Origin of the sequence: Cryobacterium sp. TMB3-10, assembly GCF_004402305.1 — a bacterium.
Taxonomy (GTDB): Bacteria; Actinomycetota; Actinomycetes; order Actinomycetales; family Microbacteriaceae; genus Cryobacterium; species Cryobacterium zongtaii.
This window is the reverse complement of record NZ_SOGH01000008.1, coordinates 1-15,005: the sequence shown is the minus strand read 5'-3', so window position 1 is coordinate 15,005 and position 15,005 is coordinate 1. Positions and strand designations below refer to the sequence as shown.

Annotated in this window: 16 protein-coding genes; 10 read left to right on the top strand and 6 right to left on the bottom strand. The window is 68.9% G+C overall.

From position 1 onward, the window contains the following. Positions 1 to 8: 8 nt before the first annotated feature. From fdxA to E3T22_RS04025, 4 genes are all read left to right on the top strand, one after another. Positions 9 to 332, top strand: coding sequence for a ferredoxin (gene fdxA / locus E3T22_RS19210; protein ID WP_066594116.1), 324 nt, complete (start codon positions 9 to 11; stop codon positions 330 to 332). 2 nt (positions 333 to 334) lie between these two features. Next, the gene (gene dapC, locus E3T22_RS04035; RefSeq protein WP_134480718.1) at positions 335 to 1,447 is read left to right on the top strand and encodes a succinyldiaminopimelate transaminase; all 1,113 of its coding nucleotides are present in this window, start codon (positions 335 to 337) and stop codon (positions 1,445 to 1,447) included. A 54-nt stretch (positions 1,448 to 1,501) separates the two neighbouring features. Then, positions 1,502 to 1,876, top strand: a complete 375-nt coding sequence (locus E3T22_RS04030; protein WP_134480717.1) for a hypothetical protein — start codon at positions 1,502 to 1,504, stop codon at positions 1,874 to 1,876. Between the two features lie 275 nt (positions 1,877 to 2,151). Then, positions 2,152 to 3,447, top strand: coding sequence for a citrate synthase (locus E3T22_RS04025; RefSeq protein WP_198414983.1), 1,296 nt, complete (start codon positions 2,152 to 2,154; stop codon positions 3,445 to 3,447). A gap of 60 nt (positions 3,448 to 3,507) precedes the next feature. On the opposite strand, the gene dapD is transcribed toward E3T22_RS04025, so the two are convergent. Then, positions 3,508 to 4,491: a 2,3,4,5-tetrahydropyridine-2,6-dicarboxylate N-succinyltransferase gene (gene dapD / locus E3T22_RS04020; protein WP_134480716.1), complete on the bottom strand. Its 984-nt coding sequence runs from the start codon at positions 4,489 to 4,491 to the stop codon at positions 3,508 to 3,510. Positions 4,492 to 4,522: 31 nt separating this feature from the next. Here dapD and dapE point away from each other — a divergent pair, with 31 nt between their 5' ends. The 3 genes from dapE (at position 4,523) to E3T22_RS04005 (ending at position 7,119) form a co-directional block, all read left to right on the top strand. After that, complete coding sequence (gene dapE / locus E3T22_RS04015) at positions 4,523 to 5,635, top strand: succinyl-diaminopimelate desuccinylase (RefSeq protein WP_103459493.1); 1,113 nt, start codon at positions 4,523 to 4,525, stop codon at positions 5,633 to 5,635. Positions 5,636 to 5,773: 138 nt separating this feature from the next. Then, positions 5,774 to 6,880, top strand: a complete 1,107-nt coding sequence (locus E3T22_RS04010; protein ID WP_241983589.1) for a mannosyltransferase family protein — start codon at positions 5,774 to 5,776, stop codon at positions 6,878 to 6,880. Positions 6,881 to 6,942: 62 nt separating this feature from the next. Next, on the top strand, positions 6,943 to 7,119 hold the full coding sequence (locus E3T22_RS04005; protein ID WP_088457918.1) for a DUF3117 domain-containing protein: 177 nt from the start codon (positions 6,943 to 6,945) through the stop codon (positions 7,117 to 7,119). A gap of 76 nt (positions 7,120 to 7,195) precedes the next feature. Here the strand turns inward: E3T22_RS04005 and E3T22_RS04000 are convergent, their stop codons facing one another. Continuing rightward, a complete protein-coding gene (locus E3T22_RS04000) occupies positions 7,196 to 7,828 on the bottom strand; it encodes an O-methyltransferase (RefSeq protein ID WP_088455626.1) in 633 nt (210 codons plus the stop codon). 88 nt (positions 7,829 to 7,916) lie between these two features. Between E3T22_RS04000 and E3T22_RS03995 the strand changes: the two genes are divergently transcribed. Both E3T22_RS03995 and E3T22_RS03990 read left to right on the top strand, forming a co-directional pair. Beyond that, positions 7,917 to 8,300, top strand: coding sequence for a twin-arginine translocase TatA/TatE family subunit (locus tag E3T22_RS03995; protein WP_088455627.1), 384 nt, complete (start codon positions 7,917 to 7,919; stop codon positions 8,298 to 8,300). Between the two features lie 204 nt (positions 8,301 to 8,504). Beyond that, positions 8,505 to 9,158, top strand: a complete 654-nt coding sequence (locus E3T22_RS03990) for a hypothetical protein (protein WP_134409529.1) — start codon at positions 8,505 to 8,507, stop codon at positions 9,156 to 9,158. A 95-nt stretch (positions 9,159 to 9,253) separates the two neighbouring features. Here the strand turns inward: E3T22_RS03990 and E3T22_RS03985 are convergent, their stop codons facing one another. From E3T22_RS03985 to E3T22_RS03970, 4 genes are read right to left on the bottom strand one after another with little or no spacing between them, the layout of a single operon-like run. Beyond that, complete coding sequence (locus tag E3T22_RS03985; RefSeq protein ID WP_134480715.1) at positions 9,254 to 10,819, bottom strand: succinic semialdehyde dehydrogenase; 1,566 nt, start codon at positions 10,817 to 10,819, stop codon at positions 9,254 to 9,256. A gap of 43 nt (positions 10,820 to 10,862) precedes the next feature. Then, entirely contained in the window at positions 10,863 to 12,032 is a 1,170-nt protein-coding gene (locus tag E3T22_RS03980; protein WP_241980345.1) for a P-loop NTPase, read from the bottom strand. After that, positions 12,025 to 12,666, bottom strand: coding sequence for a DUF1003 domain-containing protein (locus E3T22_RS03975; protein WP_088455631.1), 642 nt, complete (start codon positions 12,664 to 12,666; stop codon positions 12,025 to 12,027). Before E3T22_RS03975 ends, E3T22_RS03980 begins: the two co-directional genes overlap by 8 nt. Further along, positions 12,653 to 13,984 carry a magnesium transporter MgtE N-terminal domain-containing protein gene (locus E3T22_RS03970; RefSeq protein WP_134480714.1) on the bottom strand — a complete coding sequence of 444 codons (1,332 nt, stop codon included), beginning with the start codon at positions 13,982 to 13,984 and terminating at the stop codon, positions 12,653 to 12,655. Before E3T22_RS03970 ends, E3T22_RS03975 begins: the two co-directional genes overlap by 14 nt. 180 nt (positions 13,985 to 14,164) lie before the next feature. Here E3T22_RS03970 and E3T22_RS03965 point away from each other — a divergent pair, with 180 nt between their 5' ends. Continuing rightward, positions 14,165 to 14,866, top strand: a complete 702-nt coding sequence (locus tag E3T22_RS03965; RefSeq protein ID WP_241983588.1) for a general stress protein — start codon at positions 14,165 to 14,167, stop codon at positions 14,864 to 14,866. Positions 14,867 to 15,005 lie beyond the last annotated feature (139 nt).

The following is a 15,005-nucleotide window of genomic DNA, read 5'->3' as shown; positions in this document are numbered from 1 at the left end:
CTGCCACTGTGACGTATGTCATCGCCTTGCCCTGCGTGGACGTCAAGGATCGCGCCTGCGTCGACGAATGCCCCGTCGACTGCATCTACGAGGGTGAACGCTCCCTCTATATCCACCCCGACGAGTGTGTCGACTGTGGAGCCTGCGAACCGGTCTGCCCGGTCGAGGCCATCTACTACGAAGACGACCTGCCCGAACAGTGGGCCGACTACTACAAGGCCAACGTCGAGTTCTTCGACGACATCGGCTCGCCCGGCGGCGCCGCCAAGGTCGGCGTCATCGCCAAGGACCACCCGGTGATCTCGGTGCTCCCGCCCCAGGTTCAGCACTAAAGGTGCTCAAACCACTTCCCGAGTACCCGTGGGATGCGATGCTGCCGTTCGCGCAGCAGGCCAGGGCCCACGCCGACGGCATCGTCGATCTCTCCATCGGGTCTCCGGTCGACCCCACCCCGCCCGTCGTGCAGGCCGCCCTGGCCTCCGCGACGGATGCGCACGCCTACCCGCAGACCACCGGCACCCCGGCGCTCCAGCACGCCATCATCGACTGGTACGCCCGTCGCCGCGGTGTGACCGGGCTGGCGGAGGAGAACGTGCTGCCCACCATCGGCTCGAAGGAACTGGTAGCGCTGCTGCCGTTCATGATCGGCGTCGGCGAGGGCGACACCGTCGTGCACCCGCGCGCCGCCTACCCCACCTACGCGATCGGCGCGGCCATGGCCGGGGCGGATGCGTTCCCCTCCGATGATCCTGCCGAGTGGCCGGAGACGACGCGGCTGATCTGGCTGAACAGCCCGGGCAACCCGGACGGGCGGGTGCTGCCCGTCGAGGTGCTTCGCGCCGCCGTGGCCCGCGCCCGCGAACTCGGCGCCGTGATCGTCAATGACGAGTGCTACGCCGAACTCGGCTGGGCCGCCCCGTGGGACGCGGAGCCGATCCCGAGCATCCTCGACCCCCGCGTCACCGACGGGGACACGCGCAACATCGTGGCGATCTACTCGCTGAGCAAGCAGTCCAACATGGCCGGCTACCGGGGCGCCTTCGCCGCCGGCAGCAGCGATGTGCTCGGCCGTCTGCTCACCGTGCGCAAGCACGCCGGCCTGATGCTGCCCGCCCCGTTGCAGGCCGCCATGGTCGCCGCGCTGGGCAACGACGAGCACGTGAGGGTGCAGCGCGAGCGCTACCGCGCCCGCCGCGAGGTGCTGCTGCCGGCGCTGGTCGCCGCGGGATTCCGCATCGAGAACAGCGAGGCCGGCCTGTACCTTTGGGCGACCGCCGGTGTCGACGCCTGGGACTCGATCCGGCAGCTCGCCGAGCTCGGCATCCTGGCCGGTCCCGGCCCGTTCTACGGCGACTTCTATCCCCGGCACGTACGGTTCTCGCTCACCGCCGACGACGAGCGCATCAACGCCGCCGCCGCCCGGCTGCGGGCTTTCGTCACGTCCTGACCCGGCTCCATTGCCGGGGCTGGACACCAGCGGCGGCCTGCCTAGGCTGAGGGCATGGCTGACACCGCGCATCCGGTCGACGACAGCGCTCCTCAGGACAGCTACGGCGTGAGCGTCGGGGCGCTGTACGCGCTCGTGTCCGAGCTGCAGGCCCATCCGCCCGTGACGCGGGGAAAGATCTTCAACGGCGACGGTGTGAAGGTGCAGGAGAAGGTGTTCGCGTTCATCGGCCGCAACGGCGACCTCGTCGCCAAGGTTCCGGAATCCCGGGTGCGCCAGCTGGTCTCCCAGCACACCGGGCGGCCTGTTGTGATGGGACGGCGCACCATGCGCGAATGGGTGCGGTTGCCGGCCGAGGCCGGGGTGGGCGCCTGGATCGAGGTGCTCGACGAGGCCTATCACTTCGGCCTGACCCGCCCGACCCGCTGAGCCACGAGGTCGGGTCGGCGGGCGGCTGCGGGCCGGAAAGCTCGGCGCGCCCGGTCCGAAATCGGCTGTGACCTAGGGCCAATGGACTCTGGTCGATCTTGGCGGATGCAACAGTATGCCCCTCGGCGGAATAGGCTGTAAGCGGGTTATCGTTGCCAAGCACCACGAGCGTGCTGCGGCGGACCACCACAGACCAACAGCCGCAAGGCTTTGAAATCCAGGGAGGCGCCGTGAGCGACGTCGCGCAGCGAACACCATCCAATGAGCCGCAGTTCATCGATCGGCCCGTACCGGGTCCGCAGGTGGCCACTCTGACCTACCCGGGGGGCACGGCGCAGTTCCCGATCCTGGGCAGCACAGACGGCCCGTCCAGCATCGACATCGCGACGCTCACCAAGCAGACCGGCTACACCACGTTCGACTCCGGATTCGTGAACACGGCGGCAACGAAGTCAGCCATCACCTACATCGACGGCGAACACGGGATCCTGCGATACCGCGGCTACCCGATCGAACAGATCGCCCAGAATTCCAGCTTTCTCGAGACCGCGTGGCTCCTGATCTACGGCGAACTGCCCAGCGCAACCGAACTGAGCGCGTTCGACACCCGCATCCGTCGGCACACCCTGCTGCACGAAGACCTGCGCCGTTTCTACGACGCCCTGCCGCACAACGCGCACCCGATGTCGGTGCTCTCGGCCGGCGTCTCCGCGCTGTCGACCTACTACCAGGACTCCCTGGACCCCAAGGATCCCGAACAGGTCGAACTGTCGATGATCCGGCTGCTCGCCAAGCTGCCCGTGATGGCCGCATACGCGCACAAGAAGAGCATCGGCCACGCGTTCCTGTACCCGGACAACTCGCTGAGCTTCGTGGACAACTTCATCAAGCTCAACTTCGGCACCCTCGCCGAGCCGTACGTGGTGAACCCCGTCGTGAGCAAGGCACTCGAACGTCTGCTGATGCTGCACGAAGACCACGAGCAGAACGCGTCCACCTCGGCCGTGCGCCTGGTCGGTTCCACCGAGGCCAACCTGTTCGCGTCGGTCTCCGGCGGCATCAATGCTCTCTCCGGCCCGCTGCACGGCGGCGCCAACGAGGCCGTGCTGACCATGCTCCACGAGATCAAGGCCTCCGGCGAAGGCGTGCAGAAGTACGTCGAGCGGGTCAAGAACAAGGAAGCCGGCGTGCGCCTGATGGGCTTCGGCCACCGGGTCTACAAGAACTACGACCCGCGCGCCAAGCTGGTCAAGGAGAGCGCCGACGCGGTACTCGAGGCCCTCGGCGTCAAGGACGACCTGCTCGACATCGCCAAGGAGCTCGAGTTCATCGCACTGAACGACGACTACTTCAAGGAGCGCAAGCTCTACCCCAACGTCGACTTCTACACCGGCGTGATCTATAAGGCGATGGGCTTCCCGCCGCGCATGTTCACCGTGCTGTTCGCGATCGGCCGGCTGCCCGGCTGGATCGCGCACTGGCGCGAGATGAACCTGGACACGACCACCAAGATCGGCCGCCCGCAGCAGCTGTACACGGGTTCGGTCGCCCGCGACTACCCGCAGCGCTAAGCCGGCGGATGCGAAAAAGCCCCTTCCCATCGGGAAGGGGCTTTTTTCTTGGGCAGGTCGTTAGGCGTGCAGGGCGGCGTTCAGCACGATGCCGGCCGTGCGGGGGAGCACCTCGACCGCGCCGGTGAGGGAGTTGCGGCGGAAGAGCAGGTTCGGCACACCGGAGAGGTCCTTGGCCTTGGCCGTGCGCGGGGCGCCGTCGGCCGTGCGCGCGGCATCCAGCAGCACCACCTTGGTGCCGGCGGTGACGTACAGGCCCGCCTCCACCACGGAGTCATCACCGATCGAGATGCCGATGCCCGAGTTGGCGCCGAGCAGCGCGCGCTCCCCGATGGTGACCCGCTGGGTGCCACCGCCGGAGAGCGTGCCCATGATGGATGCGCCGCCGCCGATGTCGGCGCCGTCACTGACCACGACACCCTGGGACACGCGGCCCTCGACCATCGAGACGCCCAGGGTGCCGGCGTTGAAGTTCACGAAGCCCTCGTGCATGACGGTGGTGCCGGGGGACAGGTAGGCACCCAGGCGCACCCTGGAGGCGTCGGCGATGCGCACCCGCTCCGGGGAGACGTAGTTGAGCAGCGGCGGGAACTTGTCCAGGCCCGTGGCGGCGATGCCGTGGCGCATGAGCGACGGCCGCAGGCGATCGAAGTCGGCGGGCAGCACCGGGCCGGCGTTGGTCCAGACGACGTTGGGCAGGTGGCCGAAGATGCCGTCGAGGTTGAGCGTGTTCGGCTTGACCAGCAGGTGTGAGAGCAGGTGCAGGCGGAGGTAGGCATCCGATGTGCTCGCGGGGGGCGACTGCAGGTCGATCTCGACGGTGACGGCCTCGAGACGCACGTTGCGGCGGGCGTCGGGGCCGGCGGCCTCTTCCAGCTCGGTGGGCACGATCCACCGGTCGCGGTCGGCGGGCAGCGCACCCAGCTTCGGCGCCGGGAACCAGGTGTCCAGCACGGTGCCGTCACCGGCGATCGTGGCCAGGCCATACCCCCAGGCGTGAGTGGTGGCGGCTGTCTGTTCTGCGGGGGGAGGGGCGGTGACCATGGCTCTAGATTAGTAGCCGTAGATTGGTACAGTGCCTTCCGACCGAACGATAGACCCGTCCGTTCCCGCCCTCGACCTGTCTGCCTCGTCGATCGAGCTGACCCGCGCCCTCTGCGATGTGGAGTCGGTGTCCGGCAACGAAACGCCGCTCGCCGACGCGATCGAGGCCGCCCTGGCCGGCTCCGCGCACCTGGAAGTGATCCGCGACGGCGACACCATCGTGGCTCGCACCAATCTGGGCCGTGCTCAGCGCGTGGTGATCGCCGGGCACATCGACACCGTGCCGCTGAACGAGAACCTGCCCACCCGGTTCGAGACCGACGGCGACGTCGACTACCTCTGGGGTCGCGGCACCGTGGATATGAAGGCCGGCGTTGCCGTGCAACTCAAACTCGCCGCCGAGCTCGCCGACACCAGCGTCGACGTGACCTGGATGTGGTACGACCACGAGGAGGTCAACGCCGATCTCAACGGGCTCGGCCGGCTGGCCGCCAACCGTCCCGACCTGTTCGAGGGCGACTTCGCGATCCTCGGCGAACCGAGCAACAGCCAGGTCGAGGGCGGCTGCAACGGCAACGTGCGGATCGAGGTGCGCACCTTCGGCAAGCGGGCGCACTCCGCCCGCGCCTGGGTGGGCGAGAACGCCATCCACAAGGCCGCCCCGATCCTGGACATCCTCGCCGGCTACACCCCGCGTGAGGTGGAGGTGGAGGGCCTGGTCTACCGGGAGGGCTTGAACGCCGTGGGGATCAGCGGCGGCATCGCCGGCAACGTCATCCCCGACGAGTGCATGGTGCACGTGAACTACAGGTTCGCGCCCAGCCGCACGGCCGCGGAGGCCGTGGCGCACCTGGAAGACCTCTTCGCCGGCTTCGACATCACCGTGGTCGACCTCGCCGAGGGCGCCCGCCCCGGCCTGGACGCCCCCCTCGCGCTCAAGTTCCTCGAGGCCGTCGGCGCGGAGCCGCGCCCCAAGTACGGCTGGACCGACGTCGCCAGGTTCTCCGCCCTGGGCATCCCGGCCGTCAACTACGGCCCCGGTGACCCGCTCAAGGCGCACGCCGATGACGAGCGGGTGGCGCTGACCCAGATCACCGACTGCGAGGACGCCCTGCGCGCCTGGCTGACCGCGCCCATCGGCTGACCGGTGGCGCACACCCGCTCACCGGCCCTGCCGGTTCGCCGAGGCCCCACCGGTGCTCTACCTGCGCGCTGGCAGGCCCGCTTCCGGCTTGTGCCCTGGTGGCTGAAAGTCTCTGTCATCTGGCTGGCCTCCCGGCTGGTGACCACCTCACTGGTGCTGGTGCTGGCCAGCGTGCAGGGGCAGAACGCCTGGACGCCGGCCAAGCCCGGCTACACGGCGTTCGCCACCATGTGGGACGGCCTTTGGTACAACATCGTCGGTGTCGGCGGCTACCCGTCGGTGCTGCCGGTCACCGCGGACGGTCACGTCGGCGAGAACGCCTGGGCGTTCATGCCGGGCTACCCGGCCGTGGTGCGGGTTCTGACGCTGGTCACCGGGGCCCCGTGGGCGCCGGTGGCGGTGTTCGTGTCGGTGGTCTGCAGCCTGGGCACTGCGCTGCTGTTCTACCGGCTGATGCGGCGGGTGCAGACGCCGTCAACGGCGCTGTTCTCGGTGCTGCTGTTCTGCGTCGCCCCGCTCTCGCCGCTGCTGCAGTTCGGCTACGCCGAGTCGATGCACCTGCTGCTGCTCACCCTGGCCCTGCTGCTCCTGCTGGAGCGGCGTTACCTGGTGCTGGTGCCTGTGATCGCCGTGATGGCACTGACCCGGCCCAGCGGGCTGGCCTTCGCCCTGTTCCTGGCCCTGCACGTCGGCTACCGCTGGTACAGCCGCGCCCGCGACCCGTTCCCGGTGCGCGAAGCTGTCACCGCCTCATTCGTGGCCGTTTTCAGTGGGGTGATGGGCCTTGCCTGGCCGGGGATCGCCTGGCTGGTGACGGGGTCCGTCACCGCGTACACCGACACCGAACTGGCCTGGCGGTCGGCGTACATCGGCTACCAGGAGCTGGTGCCGTTTGCGGCCTGGTTCCAGAGCGGGGTGTGGTGGCTGGGGTCGCCTCTGGGCATCATCGCCGTTGTCGCGCTGATCGTCGCCTTCACACTGGTGATGTTCTCGCCGGCGGTGAAGAGCCTGGGTGTGGACCTGCGGCTCTGGGTAGCCTCGTACGCGCTCTACCTGCTCGCGGTGTTCTTTCCGCAGTCGAGTGTGTTCAGGCTGCTGATGCCGATGTTCCCGCTGCTCGGAGCGCTCGCCACGCCGCGAAACGCCGTGTACCGCGTTGTGGTCACACTGGCGTTGATCTGCGCCCAGTGGGGCTGGCTTTTGCTCTGTTGGGGCGTGGACGGTGCGGATTGGACCCCGCCCTAATTACTGTCTGACGGCCGAATGGTCGATAATAGGAGTACAGACTACGAATGGAAGGGGAGTTCATGGCGGCCATGAAGCCACGGACCGGAGACGGACCAATGGAGGCTGTAAAGGAGGGGCGCCTGATCATCGTGCGTGTACCGCTCGAAGGTGGGGGTCGGCTCGTCGTCTCTGTGAACGACGCAGAAGCCAAGGAGCTTCACGATGCGCTCGCGGGCGTAGTTGCCCCGGCCGTGTAGTAATTCTGTAAGACAGGTTTTCAGCTGATCGGCTGTGCGGTTCTCCGCACAGCCGATTGCTGTATCCGGAGCGAGGCTACGCGCGCAGCTTCGTGATCTGGAGCAGGCCGTCGCCGACGGGGGAGAGCGCGCTGATCACGGCCTTGGACGAGGCGATCTCGTTGAGCAGGGTGCGGAAGCCCGTGGCGACGTCGTCGCGCTGCACAGGGTCGGCCACCCGGCCACGCCAGAGCGCGTGCGCCACCAGGACGGTGCCGCCCGGCCGGGCCAGGCGCAGGCCGTGCTCGACGTACTCGATGACCGACTGCGGGTCGGCATCCACGAACACGATGTCGTAGGAGTTCTCGTTCATGCGCGGCAGGACCTCGGCGGCGCGTCCGGTGATGAGGCGTACCCGGTTGGTGGGGATGCCGGCCTCGTGGAAATTGGCCTTGGCGTGCTGCAGGTGATCAACCTCGATGTCGATCGAGGTGAGGGTGGCACCGGGAGCACCGGTGAGCAGCCAGATGCCCGACACGCCGGCACCCGTGCCGACCTCGAGGATGCTGCGGGCTCCGGTGGCCGCGGCGATGACGGCCGACTGCGCGCCCACCGAGGGGGCGATGGCGTCGATGCCGAGCTCGAGGGACTGCTGCCGGGCTCGTGCCAGGGCGTCGCTCTCCACCACCGAGTCGTCGGCGAATTTCCAATTGAGATCTTTGTCAGACATTCCGCAACTCCAGTAGATGATTAGGTCAAGACTACGGCTGTGCGGCCCGTGGTTCGGGGATGCCTCGCCGGGGGGATATTCTGAGGGCATGTTCGGTCTGACGTTCGAGAAACTCCTGCTCATCGGGATCATCGCCGTCTTCCTGCTCGGACCCGAGAAGTTGCCGCACTATGCGGCCCAACTCGGCCGGCTGGTGCGCCAGCTTCGCGACATGGCCAATGGCGCCAAGGACCGGATGAAAGACGAGATGGGTCCGGAATTCGACGACGTCGACTGGAAGAAACTCGACCCCAGGCAGTATGACCCGCGCCGGATCATCCGTGAAGCCCTCATCGAGGACGAGCCCGTGAAGGGCAAGTCCGCCGTGGTCGGCCGCGCCGGGCCGAACCCCGACAGTGCCTACCTGCAGCGGAAGCGTGCCAGGGAAGGCGCCCTAACCGGGCCCGCGCCGTTCGACTCCGAGGCCACCTAGCGCCGCCGAGTTGCCCTGCTGCGGACGAGGTGCCCCGGTGTGCCGGGGCACCTCGTCCGCACGGGAGCAACTCGCGAGTTGCAGTGCGCGGTCGCCCCGGAAGGGGGGAGTCGTGGAGCGCTCTCCGGCGTGGACCAGGCGTAGCCTTGCCAGAGAGAGTGGGGCGGCACCGTGTTGCTGAATACCCCGGGGGAAGGTCGCATCATGCGCAATACACGTAGCCGTCTCATCATGGTGGGAATCGTCGCGGGGGTCGCCGTGCTGTCGGTGGGTGCGACGGCCTACGCGGCCGGGCAGGATTCGCGGCCCACGACGAACGTGCTGGCAGCAGCATCGGCTCCGACCGCCAGGGCCACGCCATCGGCGACACCGTCGACGGCTCCCGCGCCGGTAGCGACACCGACTGCCGCCGCGGCGGCGACGGGTGCCGGGGCGGACACCCCCGACGAGGTCGTCGTGGCGGACGAGACGACGAACACCGACGGCACCGCCGGCGACGAAGCGACCGGCGGTGACGCATCCGGCAGCGGTGCCGAGGGCGACGGCAACGTCGTCGAGGTGCGCACGCCCAACCCCGATGCCATTCCCGATACCCCCGCTGAGTACGAGTACTTCTACGGATTGATCAGCCAGTGCATGGCAGAGGCCGGTTACGACTGGCACGCCGTCAGGCACACCGTCGACGGTGAATTCGCGGGCGTCGACATGACCAGGCTCGGAGACGTCGAACCCGGACTGCAGGCCGGGTTCACCCTCGCCCTGGACGGCGACACCGGCGGCGGCGACTACTATCACTGGGCGGATGCCGGCTGCTGGGGCTATGCGGTGCACGTCACCGGCAACGACGGCAACAACTAACTGTCCTCTCGCGACCTGCCCCATTGTGGACGAGTTGCCCGGCTGTGCCGGGGCAACTCGTCCGCCGCGGGGCAACTCGCGTCGGCGGCGGGCGGCTAACGCCGCCTCGCCGCCTTCAGGGTGCGCGCCAGGAGGAGCATCGGGCCGACCATGCGGCCGAACTGCTGCCCGTTGACGGGCAGAGTGAGCACGCCAGTGGCCCGGGAGATGGTGACCGGGTTCACGAAGCGCAGCAAGCCTTCCGGTCCGTTGCGACGGCCCAGACCGGAGTCCTTCACCCCGCCCATCGGGGCGTCCACGGCGGAGAACGACCCTCGGTAGCCCTCGTTGACGTTCACGCTGCCGGCCTCCAGCGCCTCGGCGACCCGCAGACCACGCCGGGCCGAGCCGCTGAGCACCGACGCGTTGAGCCCGTAGTCGCTGTCGTTGGCGGCCAGGATGGCCTCCTGCTCCGAGTCGACGACCGACACCGCCACCACCGGGCCGAAAGTCTCGCCGGCGTGGCAGAGCATGCCGGGGGTGACCCCGGTGAGGATGGTCGGTTCGTAGAAATACGGGCCGAGGTCGGGCCGGGCCCGCCCGCCGGCCTGCACGGTGGCGCCGTGGGCGAGAGCGTCGGCGACGTGTTCGGTGACCCGCTCGAGCTGCGCCTGTGAGGTGAGCGACCCCACATCCGTGCTGTAATCCAGCGCCGAACCGAGGATCAGGGCGCGGGTGACCGTGACGAACTCGCGCAGGAACTGATCGGACACCGCGCGCTGCACGTAGATGCGCTCGATCGACACGCACAGCTGACCCATCGAGGAGAAACAGGCGTAGGCGGCCTGCGCGGCGGCGCGGTGCGGGTCGACGTCGTCGAGCACGATCATCGGGTTCTTGCCGCCCAGTTCCAGCGACGCCCCGGTGAGGGTGCTCGCCGCCTGGGCGCCTACCCGCAGCCCGGTGGCGGTCGACCCGGTGAAGCAGACGTAGTCCGCGCCGGCCGTGACGGCCCCGCCGATCTCGGCGCCGTCGCCGGTCACCACGGCCCACAGGTCGGCGGGCACGCCCGCGTCGATGAACGCGCGGCGCAGCAGCAGGATGCTCAGCGCCCCCTGGTTGTCGGCCTTCTGCACGACCCCGCAGCCGGCGGCCAGCGCAGGCACCACGTCCATCGCGGCCAGGCTCAGCGGAAAGTTCCACGGCGTGATGACCCCGGCGACGCCCTTGGGTCGGTGGCGCACCCGGGTGGTGACCAGGACCGGCAGACCGGAGCGGCGCGTTTCCCCGCCCAACACCCGGCGGGCGGCTACGGCGTTGTACCGGGTGACGCCGGCGGCCTGGAAGACCTCCTCGAACGCCTGCCCCCTGGTCTTGCCGGTCTCGGTCTGCAGGGTGTCCAGGAGGCTCTCCCGGCGGGTGAGCAGCAGGTCGTGGGCGCGCAAGAGCACCGCCCGGCGGTGCGCGAAACCCGCGCGGGCCCAACCGATCTGGGCGAGGCGGGCGCGAGCGTACGCATCCGCCACATCTACGGTGCTGCTCACCGGCAGGGAGTGCAGCTCTGTGCCGGTGAACGGGCCGATGACGCCCACGGTCTCACCCGTCGTCGAGCAGATGTCGCGGGCCAATTCGACGGTGAACGGGAGTACCGGGGCGGTTGCGGTCAGCGTTGGCGCAGTCATGCTGGCCAGTTTAGACAGGCTTACCGACAAGCGGCGGGGGCGTTCAGCGCGGGCTGATGCCCAGGCTCAGCCCGGCCAGGCCGCGGCCCCTGGTGGCCAGCGTGGCGGCGATGGCCTGGATGGCCTCGGCGGCCGGGTCGGCGGGGTCACCGAGTACCACGGGCAGTCCGGTGTCGCCGCCGCTACGGAGGGCCACGCTGAGCGGCACCTGGCCGAGCAGCGGCACCGGGCTGTCCTGGCCCGCCGAGAGCCGGGCGGCCACGTCGGCGCCGCCGCCGGCGCCGAAGATTTCCAGCAGGGTGCCGTCCGGCTGCATCAGCCCCGACATATTCTCGATCACGCCGTAGATCTTCTGGCCGGTCTGCCTGGCGACGGCGCCGCTTCGTTCGGAGATGTCGGACGCGGCCGGTTGCGGTGTGGTGACCACGATGACCTCGGCGTGCGGAAGCAGCTGGCCCACCGAGATGGCGATGTCGCCGGTGCCCGGCGGCAGGTCGAGCAACAGGATGTCGAGATCGCCGAAGTACACCTCGGTGAGGAACTGGGTGATGGTGCGGTGCAGCATCGGTCCGCGCCAGGCGACGGCCACCGAGGTGTCGTCGACGAACATGCCGATCGAGATGACCTTCACGTCGAAGCCGATCGGCGGCAGGATCATGTCACCGACCTGGGTGGGCTTGACCATGCCGGGCTGACCGCCGGGGGTCGCCGGCGGGGTGACCAAGCCGAGCAGCCCGGGGATAGAGAAGCCGTACACATCGGCGTCGACGATACCCACCCGCAGGCCCCGCGCGGCGAGGGCCACCGCGAGGTTGGCGGTGACGGTGGACTTGCCCACGCCGCCCTTGCCGCTGGTGATGGCGTAGATCTGGGTGAGCGAGTCGGGGGAGAACTGCAGGCTGCGCGCGCCCTGACCGCCGCGCAGCTTCTCGGTCATGGCCCGGCGCTGCTCCGGCGTCATCACCGAGACCAGCACCCGGGCCAGGCCAGCGCCGACGACCGACTCGGTGGCTTCGCGCACATCCGTTTCGATCCGGGTCGCCGCGGGGCAGCCGGCGATGGTGAGGCGGATGCTCACCGTCGCGCCGCCGTCGGCGTCGATCGTGACGTCGGAGACCATGTCGAGTTCGGTGATGGGTTTGCGGATCTCCGGGTCGATGACGCGGGTCAGAGCGGCACGCACCCTGTCGTCGGCCGAGTGGTGGTCAGTCAAACGGGTGCGCCTCGTGCGGGGCGGAGCGCTCGATGGTGCCGCGGCTGTCGCGGGGACTGGCCTCACGTTCCCGGCTTTCCAGCTCCCGGCTGTCCCGGTCCCTGGCGGCCTCGCGTTCGCGGCGTTCCTGTTCGTCGCGCTGGTCGAGGTTGTCGAGCAGGGCGCGCAGTTCGGCGCGCAGGAAGTCCTTCGAGGCGAGGTCCTTCATGCCCAAGCGCAGCGCCACGACCTCACGGGCGAGGTACTCGGTGTCGGCGAGGTTGCGTTCGGCGCGCTGACGGTCCTGTTCGAACTGCACCCGGTCACGGTCATCCTGCCGGTTCTGTGCGAGCAGGATCAGCGGTGCCGCGTAGGACGCCTGCAGCGACAGCACCAGGGTGAGCGCGATGAAGCCCAGCTCGATGGAGTCGAAACGGAGGCCCTCGGGGGAGAGGGTGTTCCAGCCGACCCAGAAGACCACGAGGGCGCTCAGCCCCAGCAGGAACCAGGGCGTGCCCATGCCGCGGGCGATCGCCTCGGTGAACCGGCCGAACCTGTCGTTGCTGCGCCCGTTGCGCTTACGACCGACGAGGTTGGTGGTGCGCAGGCCCTTGGGGGTGTCGAGGCGCAGTTCGCTCTTGTTAGCGCGTGCCATTGCCGTGCCTCCGTACTCCCGGCAGCGGGATGCTTCCTGTTACCAGCTGGGTTCTGGCCGTGGCACGTTTGCGTACCTCGTCGCCGTCGTCGTGACTTCGCCAGTCGTCCGGCAGCAGGTAGTCGAGCACGTCATCAATCGTCACCACCCCGACGAGTCGGTGGTTTTCGTCGACCACGGGAACGGAGACCAGGTCGTAGCTGGCGAGGATGCGGCTGACTTCGGCCGCCGAGGTGTCCGCGGTGACCGGGTCCAGACCGAGGTCCAGCAGCGTGCCGAGGCGCTCGTGCGGCGGGTAGCGCAGCATCCGCTGGAAGTGCACCATGCCCAGGAACCGGCCGGTGGGCGGTTCGTAGGGCGGCAGGGTGACGCAGATCGCCGCACCGAGCGCCGGCGCGAGGTCGTGCCGGCGGATGAGGGCCAGCCCCTCAGCGACGGTGGCGTCGGCGGAGACGATGATCGGCTCGGTGGTCATCAGGCCACCGGCGGTGTCCGGAGCGTAGGAGAGCAGGAACCTGACGTCGTCGGCTTCTTCGGGCTCCATCAGGTCGAGCAGGTGCTCGCCGCGTTCCTCTGGCAGCTGTGCGATGAGGTCGGCCGCGTCGTCCGGCTGCATGTGGTCGAGCACCTCGGCGGCGCGTGAGTCGCCGAGCCGGGTGAGGATGCCCACCTGCTCGCTTTCGGGCATCTCCTCGAGCACGTCCGCCAGGCGGCCGTCGGGCAGTTCCTCTGCCACCTCGAACATGCGTTGGCGCGGCAGGTCGAGCAGGGTGTTCGCCAGGTCGGCGGGCTTCATGTCCGAGTAGGTGGCGATGAGCTGCTCGGCGGACTGGGCCTCACCGGCCGTGACCTTCTCGTAGACCTCGGCCCAGTTGGCGAACGCCGTTGCCCCCTTGGTGAAGGGCGATGAACTGATCTTGGGGCGGCGCACGAAGAGCTGGCTGATGGCCCAGTCGCCCTGGGCGGACTCCTCGATGGCCACGTCCTCGATGGAGGCTTCGCCCGTACCGTCGTTGAACGCGACCCGACGGCCGAGCATCTCGGCGATCACGCGCACCTCGCCGCCGCGCTGCTCGAACCGGCGCACATTGATCAGCCCGGTGGTGATGATCTGGCCGCTGCCGATGCTGGTGACCCTGCCGATGGAGACGAACACCCGGCGCTTGCCGGGAATTTCGACGATCAGGCCGACCACGCGGGGCGGGTCGTCTTTTCGGTAGACCACGAGCACATCGCGAACCTTGCCCACACGGTCGCCCGCGGGGTCGAAGACGTTGCACCCGGCCAGGCGGGCGACGAAGACTCTGGTGTTTGCCACACCTATAACTTAGCTTGTACAGGCTCCACAACCGCCGTGCCGGATGCGCGGAGCCGCACCTCCGGTACGGTGCGGGCCCGGGCGGGCGGCGCAACCGTTTGGCTGATCATCGAGCCATTCTCCCAACGGATGCACAGCCAGCTCATCGGGGATTCCCGGTGGGCGTGGAAGAATGGCTGCATGAGCAATCAGAGCCCCTTCGGCGGTCGTGCCGCCGCCGCGCTGTACCCCGTTCTGCCCAAGGGCGAGGTCGTGGCGACGTACGAGACCTACAACGAGGCCCAGCTGGCCGTGGACGTCCTCGCCAAGGCCGACTTCCCGGTGAAGCAGCTCTCGATCCTGGGCAACGACCTCAAGACCGTTGAGCGTGTCACCGGCAAGCTCACCTGGGGCCGGGTGGCGCTGGCCGGCGCGGCATCCGGGGCCTGGCTCGGGGTGTTCTTCGGCCTGCTGTTCTTCATCTTCTCCCCTGATGCGGCCGGCCTGCCGTTCGTGTTCGCCGCCGTGCTGATGGGTGCCGGTTTCGGCATGCTCTTCGGCCTGGTCAGCTACGCCGTCAACCGTCGGCGCAAAGACTTCACCTCGACAATGCAGGTGATCGCCGGCAACTACCAGGTGATCGTGAACGTGGAGCTGCTGAACAAGGCCCGCAACCTGCTGGCCGGACACGTGGAGCCCGACGGTGCTGCCGCTCCGCACCCGTCCGACCCGCCGAGGTCCGCGCCCCTGCCGCCGGTGGACGCACCACGTGACCCCGCGGGCGACCAGCCGACAGCGCCGCCCGCCTACGGTCAGCCGGCCCCGCCGGTATCGGCGCCGCCCGCGGCCGGGCCGTCGGACCCGCAGCCGCCGATCGCCGGCCCGGTCGACCCCGCCCGCTAATCGCGCCCGTGCGGACAACTGTTGCCCGTGCGGACAATTGCGCCCGGCGTACCGGGGGTGGATTCAACTGGTCGATGCAACACCGCTGTTTTCTTGGTCTGAGAGTAGCTGATGCAGGGCTTCTCGCGGGGTGGCTGCG